At 64.8% G+C, this 14,710-nt stretch carries 14 protein-coding genes; 8 read left to right on the top strand and 6 right to left on the bottom strand.

From position 1 onward, the window contains the following. On the bottom strand, positions 1-141 hold a 141-nt coding region (locus tag Q8K84_RS15410; protein WP_305283607.1), incomplete at its 3' end, for a CoA-transferase. Between the two features lie 3 nt (positions 142-144). Then, positions 145-795, bottom strand: coding sequence for a CoA transferase subunit A (locus Q8K84_RS15405; protein ID WP_305283608.1), 651 nt, complete (start codon positions 793-795; stop codon positions 145-147). Positions 796-1,139: 344 nt separating this feature from the next. Here Q8K84_RS15405 and Q8K84_RS15400 point away from each other — a divergent pair, with 344 nt between their 5' ends. The 4 genes from Q8K84_RS15400 (at position 1,140) to Q8K84_RS15385 (ending at position 8,081) form a co-directional block, all read left to right on the top strand. After that, the gene (locus Q8K84_RS15400) at positions 1,140-2,030 is read left to right on the top strand and encodes a MurR/RpiR family transcriptional regulator (protein ID WP_305283606.1); all 891 of its coding nucleotides are present in this window, start codon (positions 1,140-1,142) and stop codon (positions 2,028-2,030) included. Next, complete coding sequence (locus Q8K84_RS15395) at positions 2,027-3,361, top strand: aspartate aminotransferase family protein (protein ID WP_305283605.1); 1,335 nt, start codon at positions 2,027-2,029, stop codon at positions 3,359-3,361. The genes Q8K84_RS15400 and Q8K84_RS15395 overlap by 4 nt, the downstream gene beginning before the upstream one ends. A gap of 110 nt (positions 3,362-3,471) precedes the next feature. Further along, positions 3,472-5,151 (top strand): gamma-glutamyltransferase, encoded by a 1,680-nt coding sequence (locus Q8K84_RS15390; protein WP_305283604.1) that lies wholly within the window; start codon positions 3,472-3,474, stop codon positions 5,149-5,151. Between the two features lie 449 nt (positions 5,152-5,600). Continuing rightward, the gene (locus Q8K84_RS15385) at positions 5,601-8,081 is read left to right on the top strand and encodes a TonB-dependent siderophore receptor (protein ID WP_305283603.1); all 2,481 of its coding nucleotides are present in this window, start codon (positions 5,601-5,603) and stop codon (positions 8,079-8,081) included. Positions 8,082-8,285: 204 nt separating this feature from the next. Here Q8K84_RS15385 and Q8K84_RS15380 read toward each other — a convergent pair whose 3' ends face one another. Together Q8K84_RS15380 and Q8K84_RS15375 are read right to left on the bottom strand one after the other, a co-directional pair. Continuing rightward, the gene (locus tag Q8K84_RS15380) at positions 8,286-8,876 is read right to left on the bottom strand and encodes an exopolysaccharide biosynthesis protein (protein WP_305283602.1); all 591 of its coding nucleotides are present in this window, start codon (positions 8,874-8,876) and stop codon (positions 8,286-8,288) included. 63 nt (positions 8,877-8,939) lie between these two features. Next, positions 8,940-10,130: an acyl-CoA dehydrogenase gene (locus Q8K84_RS15375; protein WP_305283601.1), complete on the bottom strand. Its 1,191-nt coding sequence runs from the start codon at positions 10,128-10,130 to the stop codon at positions 8,940-8,942. A 322-nt stretch (positions 10,131-10,452) separates the two neighbouring features. Between Q8K84_RS15375 and Q8K84_RS15370 the strand changes: the two genes are divergently transcribed. From Q8K84_RS15370 to Q8K84_RS15355, 4 genes are all read left to right on the top strand, one after another. Continuing rightward, the gene (locus tag Q8K84_RS15370) at positions 10,453-10,665 is read left to right on the top strand and encodes a hypothetical protein (protein WP_305283600.1); all 213 of its coding nucleotides are present in this window, start codon (positions 10,453-10,455) and stop codon (positions 10,663-10,665) included. Positions 10,666-10,707: 42 nt separating this feature from the next. Continuing rightward, positions 10,708-11,394, top strand: a complete 687-nt coding sequence (chpT, locus tag Q8K84_RS15365; protein ID WP_305283599.1) for a histidine phosphotransferase ChpT — start codon at positions 10,708-10,710, stop codon at positions 11,392-11,394. Between the two features lie 98 nt (positions 11,395-11,492). Next, positions 11,493-11,858, top strand: a complete 366-nt coding sequence (locus tag Q8K84_RS15360) for a PleD family two-component system response regulator (protein ID WP_305283598.1) — start codon at positions 11,493-11,495, stop codon at positions 11,856-11,858. Next, positions 11,855-12,682 carry a protein-glutamate O-methyltransferase CheR gene (locus Q8K84_RS15355; RefSeq protein WP_305283597.1) on the top strand — a complete coding sequence of 276 codons (828 nt, stop codon included), beginning with the start codon at positions 11,855-11,857 and terminating at the stop codon, positions 12,680-12,682. The genes Q8K84_RS15360 and Q8K84_RS15355 overlap by 4 nt, the downstream gene beginning before the upstream one ends. 129 nt (positions 12,683-12,811) lie before the next feature. Here Q8K84_RS15355 and Q8K84_RS15350 read toward each other — a convergent pair whose 3' ends face one another. Further along, the gene (locus tag Q8K84_RS15350) at positions 12,812-12,949 is read right to left on the bottom strand and encodes an entericidin A/B family lipoprotein (protein WP_293318862.1); all 138 of its coding nucleotides are present in this window, start codon (positions 12,947-12,949) and stop codon (positions 12,812-12,814) included. 47 nt (positions 12,950-12,996) lie between these two features. Beyond that, complete coding sequence (locus tag Q8K84_RS15345; protein ID WP_305283596.1) at positions 12,997-14,706, bottom strand: sensor histidine kinase; 1,710 nt, start codon at positions 14,704-14,706, stop codon at positions 12,997-12,999. Positions 14,707-14,710: the final 4 nt, after the last annotated feature.

Below are 14,710 nucleotides of genomic sequence, written 5' to 3'. Positions count from 1 at the left end.
TTCGCTCTGCAGGGTGACCTCGACGCCTTGCGGGATGTAGTTGGCCACCAGGGTCGGAATGCCGATGCCCAGGTTCACATAGAAGCCGTCCTGCAGCTCGCGGGCCGCGCGGGCGGCCATCTGGTCTCGGGTCCAGGCCATGGCCTAAGCGCCCTCGCGCTGGCGGATGGTTCGTTGCTCGATACGCTTCTCGAAGGCCGCGCCAACCAACAGCCGATCGACGAAAATCCCCGGAGTGTGGATGTGGTCGGCATCAAGGCAACCCGCCTCGACCAGGTCTTCGACCTCGGCAAGGGTGACCCTGCCGGCTGTGGCCATCATCGGATTGAAGTTCCGCGCCGTCATCCGGTAGACGAGGTTGCCCTCGCCGTCGCCCTTCCAGGCCTTGATGATGGAGAGGTCAGCGGTAAGGCCGCGTTCCATCACATAATCCTCGCCGTCAAAAGTGCGAATCTCTTTTCCCTCGGCGACGAGGGTCCCGACCCCGGTGCGGGTGAAGAAGGCTGGGATGCCGGCCCCGCCGGCGCGGATGCGCTCGGCCAGTGTGCCCTGGGGATTGAATTCCAGTTCCAGCCGCCCGGAGAGATAGAGTTCAGCGAACAGCTTGTTCTCCCCAACGTAGCTGGAAATCATCCTGCGGATCTGTCCGCTGGCCAACAGGATCCCGAGGCCAAAGTCATCGACGCCGCAGTTGTTGGAGATGACCGTCAGGTCCTTCACGCCCGTGTCCCGGATCGCTGCGATCAGATTCTCAGGAATGCCGCAGAGGCCGAAACCCCCGGCCATGATGGTCATCCCGTCGAACAGCACACCCGATAGCGCCGCCTCGGCATCGCGCCTTACCTTGTTGGTCGCAGTCTGGCCCAACGCTCCCCCCCTCCAATTTGCGTGCGGCTAAGGGAGAAACATATGGAGCATTATGTGGCGCGCTGCAACGAATGTTGCATTCGCAGGGGCGCCGTGTAGATTGGCGACGCTCTGAGCGATCACGTCCGAGCCTCGGCCCTTCGCAAAGACACGGGACAACAATGCCATTAGCCTTGGTCGCGCGGTCAGCGTTTGATCCGGTCGAATCAAGCCGCCACTCTGGCGGGTCGACCGATTCAATTGGCAGCCCGAGTCCTCGAGCCGAGATGGAAATGAAACAAGCGCCCCTGACCCGTCAGATCGTAAGCGAGTTTGATCAGATGTCGCCTCAGCTGCAGCAGGCGGCCCGCTATGTCCTGGATCGGCCCCATGACGTGGCGCTTCTGACCATGCGCCAGCAAGCACGTATCGCCGGCGTCCAGCCTGCGACCATGACGCGACTTGCCAAGCACCTGGGGCTGGAGGGTTACGATGGCGTGCGGGAGTTGTACGGCCAAGCCTTTCGTGATGGCGGCCTCGATTTTGCGCGCCGCGCCGACGAACAGGTGACGCGCCAGAAGCTGCGTGGCGATCAGGCGCTCGCCGCCGAAATCGCCTCGTCCTTCGCCGCGCAGGTCGCCGGCCTGGCGGAGCCTGAGACCCTGTCCGGACTGGTCGCCGCAGCGGAGACCCTGGCCCGCGCTCGGCGGATCTACTGCCTTGGCATGCGCTCCTGCTTCCCGGCGATCGCCTACTTTCACTATGTGTCCTCGCTCGTTAGAGACGGGGTGGTCCTGTTCGATGGACTGGGCGGCGTAGGCGCGGACGGCCTGCGCAACGCGGCGTCCGATGACGTGCTTCTGGTCCATACGGTGCGCCCCTATACGCGCGCCGTGGTGGAGGCGGTCGACTATGCGCAGACTCGCAACGTTCCGGTGGTGGCGATCACCGACAGCGCCGTTTCGCCCATAGCCGATTGCGCCCAGCACGTGATCCTTGTCTCCGTCGATAGCCCTTCTTTCTTCCACGCCATGACACCGGCCTTCACCGCGGTGGAAATCCTGGCGGCGCTTGTCGCCGGCCGCGGGGGCGCAAATGCGCTGAAGGCGCTTGAGGAGACCGAGGCGCAGCTCTCCGCCTTCCACATCCATTACGATCCCAAGCACCGCGAGAGACCTGCATGACCCATCTGCTTCACCGTCAGATCCATAGCGAGCTTCCCGTCGCAGTGGGCGGACGGGGCGTCGAGCTTTTCGACGCCGCAGGCCGGACCTATATCGACGCATGCGGCGGGGCGGCTGTTTCCTGTCTCGGGCATGGCCACCCTGAGGTCCTGGCGGCGCTGCACGCCCAGGTGGATAAGCTGGCCTACGCCCACACCGGCTTCTTCACTAGCGAAGCGGCTGAGGCCCTCGCCGACCGGCTGGCGGCGTCGGCGCCGGGCAATCTCGATCATGTCTACCTCGTGAGCAGCGGCTCTGAGGCTGTTGAAGCGGCGCTCAAGATGGCCCGGCAGTACTTTCTAGAAATTGGGCAGCCCCAGCGCCGCCACATCATCGCCCGTCGGCAGAGCTACCATGGCAATACCCTGGGCGCGCTGGCTGCAGGCGGCAATTTTCAGCGGCGTAAGCAGTTCAGTCCGCTGCTTATCGAGACCCGTCACATTGAGCCCTGCTACGCCTATCGCTTCCAGAGGGCCGGGGAGTCTGACGCCGATTACGCGGCCCGCGCGGCGCAGGCCCTTGAAGATGAGATACTCGAACTGGGCGGGGATACGGTCATGGCCTTCGTAGCCGAGACCGTGGTCGGCGCCACAGCGGGCGCTGTTCCTCCCGTCGGCGACTACCTGCGCCGCGTCCGTGAGATCTGCGACCGCTACGGCGTACTGCTCGTCCTGGATGAGGTGATGTGCGGCATGGGGCGCACCGGCACGCTTTACGCTTTTGAGCAGGAAGATATCGTCCCCGATCTCGTCACCATCGCCAAGGGCCTGGGCGGTGGCTATCAGCCCATCGGCGCGGTGGTGATCGGAGCCCATATCTTCGAGGCCTTTAGAGACGGCTCCGGCGTTTTCCAACACGGTCATACCTATCTCGGCCACCCAATGGCCGCCGCGGCGGCGCTCGCCGTTCAAGAGGTTGTCGCCAGAGATGGCCTACTAGAGAACGTTCTGCGCATGGGCGACCGTCTGGACGCCGCATTGCGCGAGCGGCTGGGGCAACACCCGCATGTGGGCGACATTCGCGGGCGGGGTCTGTTCCGCGGGGTCGAACTGGTCGCAGACCGGGAGAGCAAGGCCCCCTTCGATCCGAAACTCAAGCTACATGCTCGCCTGAAGCGCGAGGCCATGGCGCGCGGCCTGATGATCTACCCGACAGGCGGCACCATAGATGGCGAGCAGGGAGACCATGTCCTGCTCGCGCCGCCATTCATCGTCACATCAGAGGTTATCGACACCATCACCGATCGGTTGTCCGAGGCGCTCGATGCGGCGCTCACCTCGGCGCGCGTCTGATGCTCACGCGCGGGCGGCCAGGCATCGCGATCAGGGAAGCGCATGACTGGCCCTCGCCCCGTCGGCCCGACGGAAGGTCCAGCATATGTCTCGTTGTGGGAGGCTGATCGATGTTCAAGCAAGCGCCGGGCAGCGAGGGCGAGTCGTCGATGATGTTCTCCCGAAGGCGCGCCCTTATGGCCGCGGGGGCGTGGTCCTGCGCTGTGGGAGCTGCGGCGGCGGAGACCCGCCCGAATCTGGCCTTCTTGCCAGCAAAGCGGCCGCCGTACGGGCATGCGCGCTCAAACCGGGACTTCAGCGCATCCAGCAACCATCCTGCCGCCACAGAGGCGGCGCGCCGGGTCCGCCTCCAGGGGGGCGGGGTGTTGGATATGTATCTCGCCGCGCTCGCGACAGCTTGGGTGGTCGATCCGGCCAATTGCAGCCCGTTTGGACGAATGCAGGGCGTCTATAGCACCGGCGGAGGATATGACTGCCTGTACGCCCCAACTGGGATACGCGATGAGCCTGGTTCCACAGTGCCCGTTCCAGGCAACATCGCCGCCTATTTCGCCCTGCGACAATCAGGTCGTCTGCAGCTTCCGCTCAGCACGATCCTCGCGCCGGCCCGATCAATTGCAGTCGGTGGATTTCGTCCATCCAGCGGCTTGAGTGCGGCCGCACAAGCTTCGGCCGCCGACCTGCAGCCCGACTTTCGGCGCATCTACCTGGATGACCGCGGCGGCGTAAGAGCTCGCGTCCGGAACCCCCAATTGAGCCAACTGCTCGAGGTCCTCGGGCGCGCGTCCGATGAGCGCGCCTTCTGGACGGAGCTCTATCAGCACCGTCCTGGTCCGTGGGCGCTTGAGACCTTGTTGGATAACTCGCCGCGGTCAGGCCCGCCGCGCGACCTTGAGGTGCTTGGGCGCGATGGCCGCCGTTATCGATTGCGCACAACGGCCAACCTTGAGACCTGGGGCCCCTGGACGCTGCTGGGTGCGGCGGTGATCTCGCACCTGCAGGTCGCGGGCGCCATCACTGATCTAGAGACCGCCATGGAGGCCTATCTGCTGGCCACGATCCTCGTGCTCGACCGGATCCCCTTCAGCGTGGGGTTGCTGTTGCCGAAGAGCGCCTCGCCCTCGGTGGATATCGATGTCGAGGCAGAGGGCCGGGCAATCGCTGCGCGGGTAGGACAGCTGCTCCGAGCAACACCAGCCGAACTGTGGGCGGAGCTGGCCGGAACCTATTTTCCGGGGGAGGGAAGCAAGACCGATGATCGCAACACCAACGCCTTTGCGATCGCCTCAGACGGCGACCTTCTCTCCTTCACCACCTCGCTAGGGCCGTGGTTTGGATCGAAACGCGCTTGGTTTGGCGCCGGACTGGCCTACAGCTATGCAATGAAATCGCGGCGGCTCTTTGAGGGCCAGACGCATGATGTAACTGAGATGTCGCCGCTGATCATTGAGCGCGATGGGTCGCCCTGGCTGGCGATCGGCGCGGCTGGCAGCGAGAGAATCTATGGCGCTCTCACCTATATGCTCTTCCTGAAGCTCTCGCTGGGTCTATCCGGTGACATGGCCGATCTCATGATGACGCCGCGGCTGTTCCCCAAGGATGGCAAGGTGCGAATTCATCGCGACATGCCGCAGGGCGTGCAGCGCCACCTCGCCGCGCGTGGATTTGTACTCGAGGCGACGGACTATGACAGCCGCAAGCACCTCGGCATCGTCAACCTCGTCGAGCGGGTGAGCGAGGGCGTCTATCGCAGTGGGGCTGATCCTTCGAGCAGTGGCGGCGCGCTCTAGGCGCATTGCGTGAGGCTGACCCCCCGGGCTCTCCATGTTGGGTCGCCTCGGCGCCCGATTGGGCCGCGTCGGCGCGGAATCTAGGCGTCGGCTGGCGGCCGGCGCTCCTGCTATCCGACGTCTGTAAGCCATTTGCGGGGGCGAAGTGGCTCATGCAGGTGTTTCGCCGCATCGCTCCGGTGACGCGTCCGTTTCAGACTGATCGCAACTTGTTGGCTTGCCACTTGGGTAGCCCCCAATGAGCCTTGGGCTTGGGCTTGCGCGCGCTCGCCGCGGATGGGGACGACCAAGCCAAGATACCGTTCTTGCGTTCTGGACGGTGAACGGGTGCTCCTGTTCTGACCACTAGACGGATTTATCTGTTTCATAATTTGACCACCTAAAACAAATGTTGCGGGACTGCGCATCATGAGCCATCTGTAGCGGGTCAGAATAAACAGGAGGGGACAATGGCCCTTAGGAGACAGTTGTTTGCTGCTTCGGCGGTCGTCGCGCTTACCAGTCTTGCTAGCGTCGCGAACGCACAATCGGCACAGGCTGATCCGTCCGGATCGTCGGCCAGTCAAGCGCAGGTCGAGGAACTGGTGGTCACTGGCTCCCGGGTCGCGAGAAGCCGCCTTGAGACGTCAGCCCCGGTTGATGTCGTCACCGCCGAGGCGCTGACCGCCCAGGCCATGCCCGAGATCGCCCAGGCCCTCGCCAATCTGGCGCCGTCCTTCACCTATCAGCGATCAACGGTCGCGGACGTTACGGACAGCGTCCGGCCCGCCAAGCTCCGTGGCCTAAGTCCTGACCAGACCTTGGTGCTGCTCAATGGCGTGCGCCAGCACAGCGCCTCCTACCTGAATACAATTGGCGGCGCCCGCGGCTCGGCGGTCGTTGATCTCAATACAATTCCAGCGCTTTCCCTACAAAGCATCGAGGTCCTGCGTGATGGGGCGGCCGCGCAGTATGGCTCCGACGCCATCGCCGGGGTGATCAACCTGCGACTGCGGGAGGCAAGCTCTGGAGGCGGCGCCTCGTTCAGCGGTGGATACTACGACACGGAGATGAAGAGCGCGCGCGAGCCTGACGGCCGCCACATTCGTGATGGCGCCACCTACAGCGCCGCCGCGTGGCAGGGGTTCGCGCTTGGCGAGGGCTTCCTCACCGTGACGGGCGAGTATGTAAAGCGCAGTTTGGCCAACCGGGCCGGTCTGGATCCCCGCGTCACGCCTGCGCGGGTGACGTCGAGGGTCGGCGAGGCTCCGCTTGAGAACAAGACGATTGTCCTCAATGCCGGAGTTCCGATAGGTAACGGATGGTCAGTTAATGGTTTGACCCTCATTCAAGAGCGGCATTCAACGAGCTCGAACCTGGTTCGACTTGAAAACAACATCAACAATATCGACATTCGTACCGGTCAGGTGATCGTGCCTGGTGGATTTCTTCCCCTGAATGACACGTATGTTCGCGACTTTACCGTCGGCGGCGGCGTTAAGGGAGACGTTTTCGGCGGAGTATTTGACGCCAACATCACCTACGGCAGCAACCTGATCAAGGTCAACGTCCTCAATTCCTTGAATGGGACCCTGGGGCGTGCATCCCCGCGCGACTTCTATGCCGGCCGGAACTTCTACGATCAGCTCACCATTGGCGCGAATTTCGCGCGCCCCTTCGAGCTGGGTTTGCCTCGCCCCGTGGATATTGCGATGGGCGCGGAGTACCGAAAGGAAGGCTTTGAGATCGGCGCGGGCGAGCCTGCATCCTACATTGTCGGCCCCGATCTCGGCGGCGGCCGGAGCGCGGGCTCGCAGGGGTATACCGGATACAGGCCGAATGACGCGGTGGACGCTTCGCGTGACAGCTTCGCCGTTTACGCCGAACTCAATGCGGACCTCACCGACGCACTTCTCATCCAGGTGGCTGGTCGCCATGAGAACTATTCGGATTTCGGCTCGACTACGAACGGCAAGATTTCGACCCGCTATGAGATCACCCCGCAATTGGCCCTGCGCGCGACCGCTTCGACTGGCTTCCGCGCGCCAAGCCTCCAGCAGCAGAACTTCCAGACCACAGCCTCGCTATTCCAGTTGATCAATGGGGTGAGCACGCAGACCGAAGTGCGAACCTTCCAGGTGAGCGACCCATCAGCGATTGCGCTGGGGGCGAAGCCGCTCGAACCGGAGAAGTCGGTGAACATCTCGGGCGGACTCGTCTTCCGTCGAGACGCCTTTGAGCTGACCTTGGATGCCTACCGCATCAAGATCGAAGACCGTATCGTCCTGTCGGAGACCCTAAACGGCTCCGCACCGGGCACACCAGGCGCGACGGCGACCCAGTTGGCCATCTATCGACTGGTCAACACCGTTGGATCGTCAATCACCTACGCAGGTGGCCGGTTCTTCATGAACGGCGTGGAGTCAACGACCCGGGGAGTAGACCTGGTGGCGCGCTACCGGTTTGACACCGGAATTGGTCGCTTTGATCTAACTGGCGCGGGGAACTACAACGAAACCACGATCGACCGCGTTCCCGCCACGGCGGTGCTGTCCAGTCTCCCGGCGCCGCCGGTGCTATTTGGCCGCGCCAATACGCTCAACTTCGAGAGAGGAGAGCCCCGATACAAGATCGTGCTTGGCGCAGACTGGAAGAACGACGGGCCCTTCAGCGCCGGCGTGAGAGTCAACCACTATGCGAGCGTGGTGGCGGCGAGCAACGCCCCCGCCGGCGATCGCAATGCGGGCGAGAAGTCAGTGATTGATGCCGAGGGGCGTTGGGCGGTCAACAGCCACACGAAGTTCGCAGTCGGGGCCAGCAATCTCCTCGACACCTATCCCAACCAGATCCCTCCGGCGCTGGATACGGCAGGCCGATCTCCGCACGTCATTACCGCCCCCTGGGGCCGGAGTGGTCGCTATCTCTATGCCCGGATTGATCTGAACTGGTAGCGCGCGATCAAGACAGAACTCTCTCTGCCTCGCCTCAGCGAGCAGATAGGCGCGCGTCTTTGCGACTAGCTGACCCGCCTCGGAAAATTGGAGCCCACGGCTTTGAATTTTCCGGGGCGTGCGAGGCCGTCAAGACCTGCTGATGGCGAAGGGGCGGCTATGCGTCCCGGGGTGGCTGGGGACGGTGTTTGTCGCTCCTGCCCATCAGCGAAGTATCGCCCAGCCCACCAGGCTGATCGCTGCGACGCCCGCGCTTAGCGCCAGGAGCACCACGGCCCCGTCCCGGGCCGTCAGCCCCAGGCCGAAGACCGTGATCGTGGCCGCGGGGATGGCCGTAGAGAAGGGTATCAGCTCAAGGGGCGGTGTTATCAGCCCGATGAGGATACAGATCACCGCCACGCCCTTGCGTCCTGGACCCTGCGTCATGAGCAGCAGGCGCGGCCGGACCCAGCGGTCCAGGAACTGCGCCGGCTTGCGCGCCCGGCGTGCGCCTTTCTCGAGACTGGACCCCTCAACCTTCAGTCTGAGTAACCATCGTGGCAGCCAGACCTGATCGCTGCCGACCAGCATTTGGCCGGCGATCAGAACGACCGTCAGGGCAAGGACCGACGGAACGCCAGGTACGGCGCTGACCGGTGTCATGGTGATTAGCCCCGCCGTGAAAAGCAGGGGCCCGTAGGCCCGGCCGCCGATGGCGTCGCGGACCTCTTCGAGGGTGACCTTGCCCTCGGCGGCGCTGGCGACGTCACAGACGCAAAGCACGACGTCATCCAGGCTTCGCGGTGCGTCAGTCATCAAAGGGCTCCCGGGGCGTTGCGCCGTTACAACGCCCCAGGCCGTCCTTGGCGCCGCAAGGCCCTAGAAGGCGTTCTCGCCAGTGATGGCGCGGCCCAGGATCAGGGCGTGGACGTCGTGCGCCCCTTCATAGGTGTTGACGGTCTCGAGGTTCGCCGCGTGCCGCATCACGTGATACTCGCCGCTGATGCCATTGCCGCCGTGGATGTCGCGGGCCTCCCGCGCGATGGTCAGGGCCTTGCCGCAGTTGTTGCGCTTCATCAGGCTGATGGCTTCGGGAACCCAGGCCCCCTCATCGATCAGCCGGCCAAGCGCCAGGGCGCCTTCGAAGCCCAGCGCGATCTCGGTCTGCATGTCGGCGAGCTTCTTCTGGACCAGCTGCCGGGCGGCGAGCGGCTTTCCAAAGACCTGGCGGCTGGAGACATAGTCCCGGCTGGCGTGCAGGCAGAACTCGGCGGCCCCCATGGCGCCCCAGGCGATGCCATAGCGGGCCTTGTTGAGGCACGAGAAGGGCCCGCGCAGGCCCGACACGCCGGGCAGCATCTGGTCTTCCGGCACGAACACGTCGGCCAGCGCGATCTCGCCAGTCACCGAAGCCCGCAAGGAGAGCTTGTTGTTGATCTTGGGTGTGGTGAGCCCTTCGGACTCGCGATCCACCAGGAAGCCACGGATCACCCCGTCCAGCTTGGCCCAAACCAGGGCGACATCGCTGATCGGGCTGTTGGTGATCCACATCTTGGCGCCGTTCAGCACGAAGCCGCCATCCACCTTCTTGGCCACGGTGCGCATGGAGGCCGGGTCAGAGCCACCGTCCGCCTCGGTGAGGCCAAAGCAGCCGATGATGTCGCCCCGGGCCATGCCCGGCAGGTACTTCTGCTTCTGCGCCTCAGAACCGAAGGCGTAGATCGGGTACATGACGAGGGAGGACTGCACGCTCATCGCTGAGCGGTAGCCGGAATCGATCGCCTCCACCTCCCGGGCGATCAGACCGTAAGCCACGTGATTGACGCCTGCGCCGCCATATTCCTCCGGGATGGTGGGGCCAAGAAAGCCCAGCGCCCCCATCTCCGTCATGATCTCGCGGTCGAAGCGCTCCTCGGCATAGGCTGAGACGACCCGGGGCAGGAGCTTGTCCCGGCAATAGGCCCTGGCTGAGGCCCAGACCATACGTTCATCTTCTGAGAGCCGCGCGGCAAGATCGAGGGGATCTTCCCAGCGAAAGGTCTTCTGAGCCTCTCCGGAATCCAGAGCCATGACGCGCCTCCTTTGATCTGCGGCATTGGTATGTCTGCTGCGCTTATGGACCCAAAACGCTGCGGCATACAGCCTGCCGACGACCGGGCTGGCGCCCATTAATCCTGAAAAAAGCGCCCCGCCCAGGCGAGGAGCAGGGCGGGGCCAGGGCTTGGCGGGGAGGGAACGCCAAGATCGGGGTTGGCCTGCTGGCGCACGCTCGGCGCCCAGTTGCGACCCTCTCCTCATAATGGCGCCGTCGCCCATCAGTGCGAGTCGTTCGCAAAATCTGACATATTGGATAGGACTGCAACCATCCGCCCCTGCTGGGGGTTGATCAGCCATGGAACAGAGCGTCCCGCGCCCGATTGATCCCGCCAGACTTCTGATGTGGATCGGCGTGTTCGCCTTTTTCGCGGGATTCAGCGGCTATCTGGTGCTCAGCCTGGCCCAGCCGACCCCGCGGACCTTCGCCGCCGGACCCCCGGCGGCGGTCTATGCGCCTGTGCAACTGTCCCCGCCACAGCAGCCCTGGGTCTTCGAAAAGGCCATCTAGGGGCCCTGTTCAGCCTGGGCCAATCACGGCAATCTGCGGCGGATGACAGACGCCGCCCCCACCCCTGAGTCGCCCATCGATCTTAGCGCCCAGACTGTCGGCGCGGCCCAGATCGCCGCCTTTCTGGCGGCGCGCATGTGCCACGACTTCATCAGCCCGGTGAGCGCCATCGTCTCCGGCCTCGACCTGCTTGAGGACCCGGATGCTCAGGACATGCGCGAAGACGCCATGGGCCTGATCGCCGCCTCGGGCCGAAAGCTGGCTGAAATGCTGTCCTTCACCCGGGTCGCCTTTGGGGCGTCGTCCTCGGCCGAGGTTTTCGACCCCCGGGAACTGGAAAACCTCGCCCAGGGGGTGTTTGGCCACCAGCGGGCCGAGTTGAACTGGTCCGTGGAGGCCCAAAGCCTTGATAAGGCCTCAGCCCGAACGGTGCTGAACGTCGCCCAGATGGCCGGCGGCGCCCTGCCGCTCGGCGGGGTGGCCAGACTCAAGGCGGCCAAGGACGGGTCTTCCACCGTGATCGTTGCGGAATCCGTGGGGCCCAAGGCGCGCCTGCGTCCAGAGGTGGCCGCTGGCCTGAGAGGCGAGAGGCTGCCGGACGGCGCCCTGCATGGCCATTGGGTCCAGGCCTACTATGTCCACCTGTTCGTCACCGAGGCCGGCGGCAAGATTTTCGCCGAGGCGGGCGAAGAGAAGGTGACCTTCGCCGCCACGATTCCGGACGCCTGAACCCATATCAGGCGCGTTATGCCCCATAAGCGGCAAAACCATACGGCTCCTTAACCAGCAGGCCCGAAAACAGAGGCGGTCAGCTTGGGAGTATTGGGTTGAGGACTTGCCTCATCGTCGATGACAGCCGGGTGATCCGAAAGGTCGCCCGCAGGATCCTGGAGGATCTCGGCTTCGATGTGGCCGAGGCCGCCGACGGGGCTGAAGCCCTGGCCTGGTGTCGCACCACCATGCCCGACGTGGTTCTGCTCGACTGGAACATGCCGGTGATGAATGGCCTCGAATTTCTTCGCGGGCTGCGGATGGAGCCGGGCGGCAAGGCCCCCAAGGTGATCTTCTGCACGGTCGAGAACGAGGTGAGCGCCATTCGCGAAGCGCTGGAAAGCGGCGCTGACGAGTACATCATGAAGCCTTTCGACAGCGAGATCGTGGCGGCCAAATTCGCCCTGGCAGGCTTGGCATGAAGCCGGAGGACCGCGACCTGGTCGCCCAACTCTGCGCCGCTCGCTCAGGGCAGAAGGTGGATCCCGCCAAGGACTATCTTCTGGAAACCCGCCTGGGCCCCGTGGCGCGGCGCGAAGGATTCGACAGCATCAGCGACCTGATGACGGGTTTGCGCACCCGACGTGAGGACCGGCTCATCTGGGCGATCGTCGAAGCCATGGCCGCCGGCGACACCAGCTTCTTCCGCGACCAGTCGGCCTTTGATCATTTCCGCAACGTCCTGGCGCCAGAGCTGGCTGATCGCCGCAGGGATCAGCCCATCCGCATCTGGAGCGCGGCCTGTGGGACAGGCCAGGAAATCCACTCCCTCGCCATGCTCGTCGACGATATGGCCGGCCAATGGCCAGACGCCCGGTTCGAGTTGTTCGGCTCAGACCTCTCGGAGCGCGCGCTCGAGAAGGCCCAGAGCGGCCTCTACACCCAGTTTGAGGTCCAGAGAGGCCTTCCGATCCGCAGTCTCGTCCGGCACTTCGAGAAGATCGACGACATGTGGGTGATATCGCCCCAGCTTCGACAGGCGATCCGCTGGCGTCGCCTCAACCTGATTGGCGACATGTCCCGTGTCCGGGGCTTCGACCTGATTTTCTGCCGCAATGTGATCGGCGCCATGATCGAACCGGCTCAGCGGCAGGTCGTAGAAAATCTCGCTGCGGCGCTCAATCCTGGCGGAATGGTGCTGTTTGGCGCCGACGAGGATCCGGTGGCCGGCGCGGAACCCCTGAGCCCCGCGGAGGGCGTCGCAGGCCTCTATGCGCTGAGAAACGCAGACCGCGCGGCGGCCTGAGCATCAAGTCGGACGGTTCTGACCGCGCGCGTAGTCGAACCACACCCGTCAAACAAAAAAGCCCTTCCGCGGCGATCCCGCGGAAGGGCTCTTTCGACGGATAGTCGGCCCTCAGGCCGCCTCCCAATCTTAGTTCTTGGCGTCTTCAGCGGTGCGGGTGACCGCATCGCCCGCCGCGCCCACGTCCTGGCCGGCGCCGGAAATGGTGTTGCAGGCGGTCATGCCGAGGCTGGCGGTGAGGGCGGCCAGGAGGAAGAGCTTGCGCATGGTGGTCTCCATTGTTGATTGGAAGGCGGCGTCGCCAAGCTTAACGGTCAGACGCCGTGCGAGTTCCCTTCGGCCATGGCGATGGCCGGATGTGGCGTCGGAAACACCAGCCGCACGGTCACGCCGCCCGCAGCATTGCGCACGAGCTCCGACTGACCGCGAAGCTGGCGGGCGAAGGCGGTCATCAGGGTGCGGCCGACGCCTGTTCCCGCCAGGGCCTGGTCGCTGGCCTCACCGTCATCGGCGATCTCCAGCACGGCCTCATCCCCGCCGACTCGGAAATCCACGCTCAGCGTGCCCCCGCGCCCGGCAAAGGCATGCTTCTGGGCGTTGGTGATCGCTTCCACGGCGAACAGAGCCAGGGGGGCCAGCCGATCTGGATCAATCATCAATGTGTCGGCGTGCAACTCGGTCCGCACCGCCGGACCGTGCATCGACTCCCCGGCCACCAGCTGGGCGGTCAGCTCTTCCAGGAAGGGGCGCAGGTCCACCCGCTTCAGGTCTGGTCCCTGATAGAGGGCGCGATAGACCAGGGCGAGGGCCGAAATTCGCTGGCGGGTGTCGGACATCGCCGCCCGGGCGCCGGGATCGGTCAGGGCCCGTTGCTGCATGCTGAGCAGGCTGGAAATGACCTGCAGGTTGTTCTTCACCCGATGATGGATCTCCCGCATCAGGGCGTCCTTCTGGGCCAGGGAGTCCCGCAGGGAGGCGTCACGGCCGACAATGGCGTCGGCCATGTTTTCCATCGCCTCGGCCAGGTCGCGGATCTCCAGGGGCATGTCCTCGGCCTGGGCCGGGCGGACGGTAAGTCGCCCCCGGGCGTAGAGGGCTGCGATCCGCTGGAGGTAGATCAACCAGCGCACCACCACCCGGTCCACGGCGATGAACACCGAGCCGAGAACGACTGCGAAGGTCAGCAGCGGAAGGACAAGCCCGGTCAGGGGATTGAGGCGCGCCCAGGAGAACAGGCTGGGGGACTCTGCCGACAGAATGACGAACAGGCTCTCGCCGACCAGGGGCGCGGCGATGTGCACCCGGCGCTCCCCGCCAATCTGGGCGTACCAGACATAGGAGCCCGCCGAACGGGTGCGGGCCTGCCAACCCTCCGGCGGGGCGGCGAATGCGCTGGCGTCAGTCAGGCTCAGATACTCTCCCGCCGCATCCAGCAGCGCGACCTCTGAGCCTTCGGGCAAGGCCGCCGCGGCGGTGTTGGGCTGCAGGCTGGTCAGGGCGACGATGGCCGCCAGGGCGCCGTCAAACTCGCCGGCCGCATTATAGGCCGGCACCACAGCCATCAGGGCAGGTTGATCTGAGTAGGAGACCCCCGGGTCGCGGGTGATCACCATATCGCCCGTGCCTTGAACCTGGCGGAACCACGGCCGCTCGGCCCGGCCGGCGTCAGCGGGCACCGTGCTGGCGGCGCAGGCCACGCGGCCCGAACGGTCAAAGCGAATGAGATTGTCATAGCCAGGAATGCGGGCGGTGACCTCGGACAGCCTCTGGGCGCAGGCGAAACCGACCGATCCTGGGGCCAGCGTCTCCAATAGAATGTCGGCGGATTCCATCCGAGCCCGGGCGTCAGCCGCGCTGCGCTGCGCCGCCGATCCCAAGGTCTCGCGCACCCGCTCAGCCTCGTGGTTGAAAGCCAGCGCCGTCTGGATGGCGCCCAGGATCAGGACCGGAAGCAGCGCCGCCGCCATGGCGGCGATGAGACGTACGCGTATGGTGCCCAATGAGGCCCAGGGATCGCCGTTCATGACC

Origin of the sequence: Phenylobacterium sp. (genome assembly GCF_030679875.1) — a bacterium.
Taxonomy (GTDB): Bacteria; Pseudomonadota; Alphaproteobacteria; order Caulobacterales; family Caulobacteraceae; genus Phenylobacterium.
The sequence above is the reverse complement of the archived record's forward strand: the minus strand, read 5'-3'. Positions and strand labels throughout refer to the sequence as shown.

Coding starts and splice junctions, on each gene's coding strand:
- Q8K84_RS15380 (WP_305283602.1), bottom strand. CDS start 8,876: ATGACTGACGCACCGCGAAGCCTGGATGACGTCGTGCTTTGCGTCTGT.
- Q8K84_RS15355 (WP_305283597.1), top strand. CDS start 11,855: ATGAAGCCGGAGGACCGCGACCTGGTCGCCCAACTCTGCGCCGCTCGC.
- Q8K84_RS15395 (WP_305283605.1), top strand. CDS start 2,027: ATGACCCATCTGCTTCACCGTCAGATCCATAGCGAGCTTCCCGTCGCA.
- Q8K84_RS15390 (WP_305283604.1), top strand. CDS start 3,472: ATGTTCAAGCAAGCGCCGGGCAGCGAGGGCGAGTCGTCGATGATGTTC.
- Q8K84_RS15350 (WP_293318862.1), bottom strand. CDS start 12,949: ATGCGCAAGCTCTTCCTCCTGGCCGCCCTCACCGCCAGCCTCGGCATG.
- Q8K84_RS15400 (WP_305283606.1), top strand. CDS start 1,140: ATGAAACAAGCGCCCCTGACCCGTCAGATCGTAAGCGAGTTTGATCAG.
- chpT (WP_305283599.1), top strand. CDS start 10,708: ATGACAGACGCCGCCCCCACCCCTGAGTCGCCCATCGATCTTAGCGCC.
- Q8K84_RS15370 (WP_305283600.1), top strand. CDS start 10,453: ATGGAACAGAGCGTCCCGCGCCCGATTGATCCCGCCAGACTTCTGATG.
- Q8K84_RS15405 (WP_305283608.1), bottom strand. CDS start 795: ATGACCATCATGGCCGGGGGTTTCGGCCTCTGCGGCATTCCTGAGAAT.
- Q8K84_RS15385 (WP_305283603.1), top strand. CDS start 5,601: ATGGCCCTTAGGAGACAGTTGTTTGCTGCTTCGGCGGTCGTCGCGCTT.
- Q8K84_RS15375 (WP_305283601.1), bottom strand. CDS start 10,130: ATGGCTCTGGATTCCGGAGAGGCTCAGAAGACCTTTCGCTGGGAAGAT.
- Q8K84_RS15345 (WP_305283596.1), bottom strand. CDS start 14,706: ATGAACGGCGATCCCTGGGCCTCATTGGGCACCATACGCGTACGTCTC.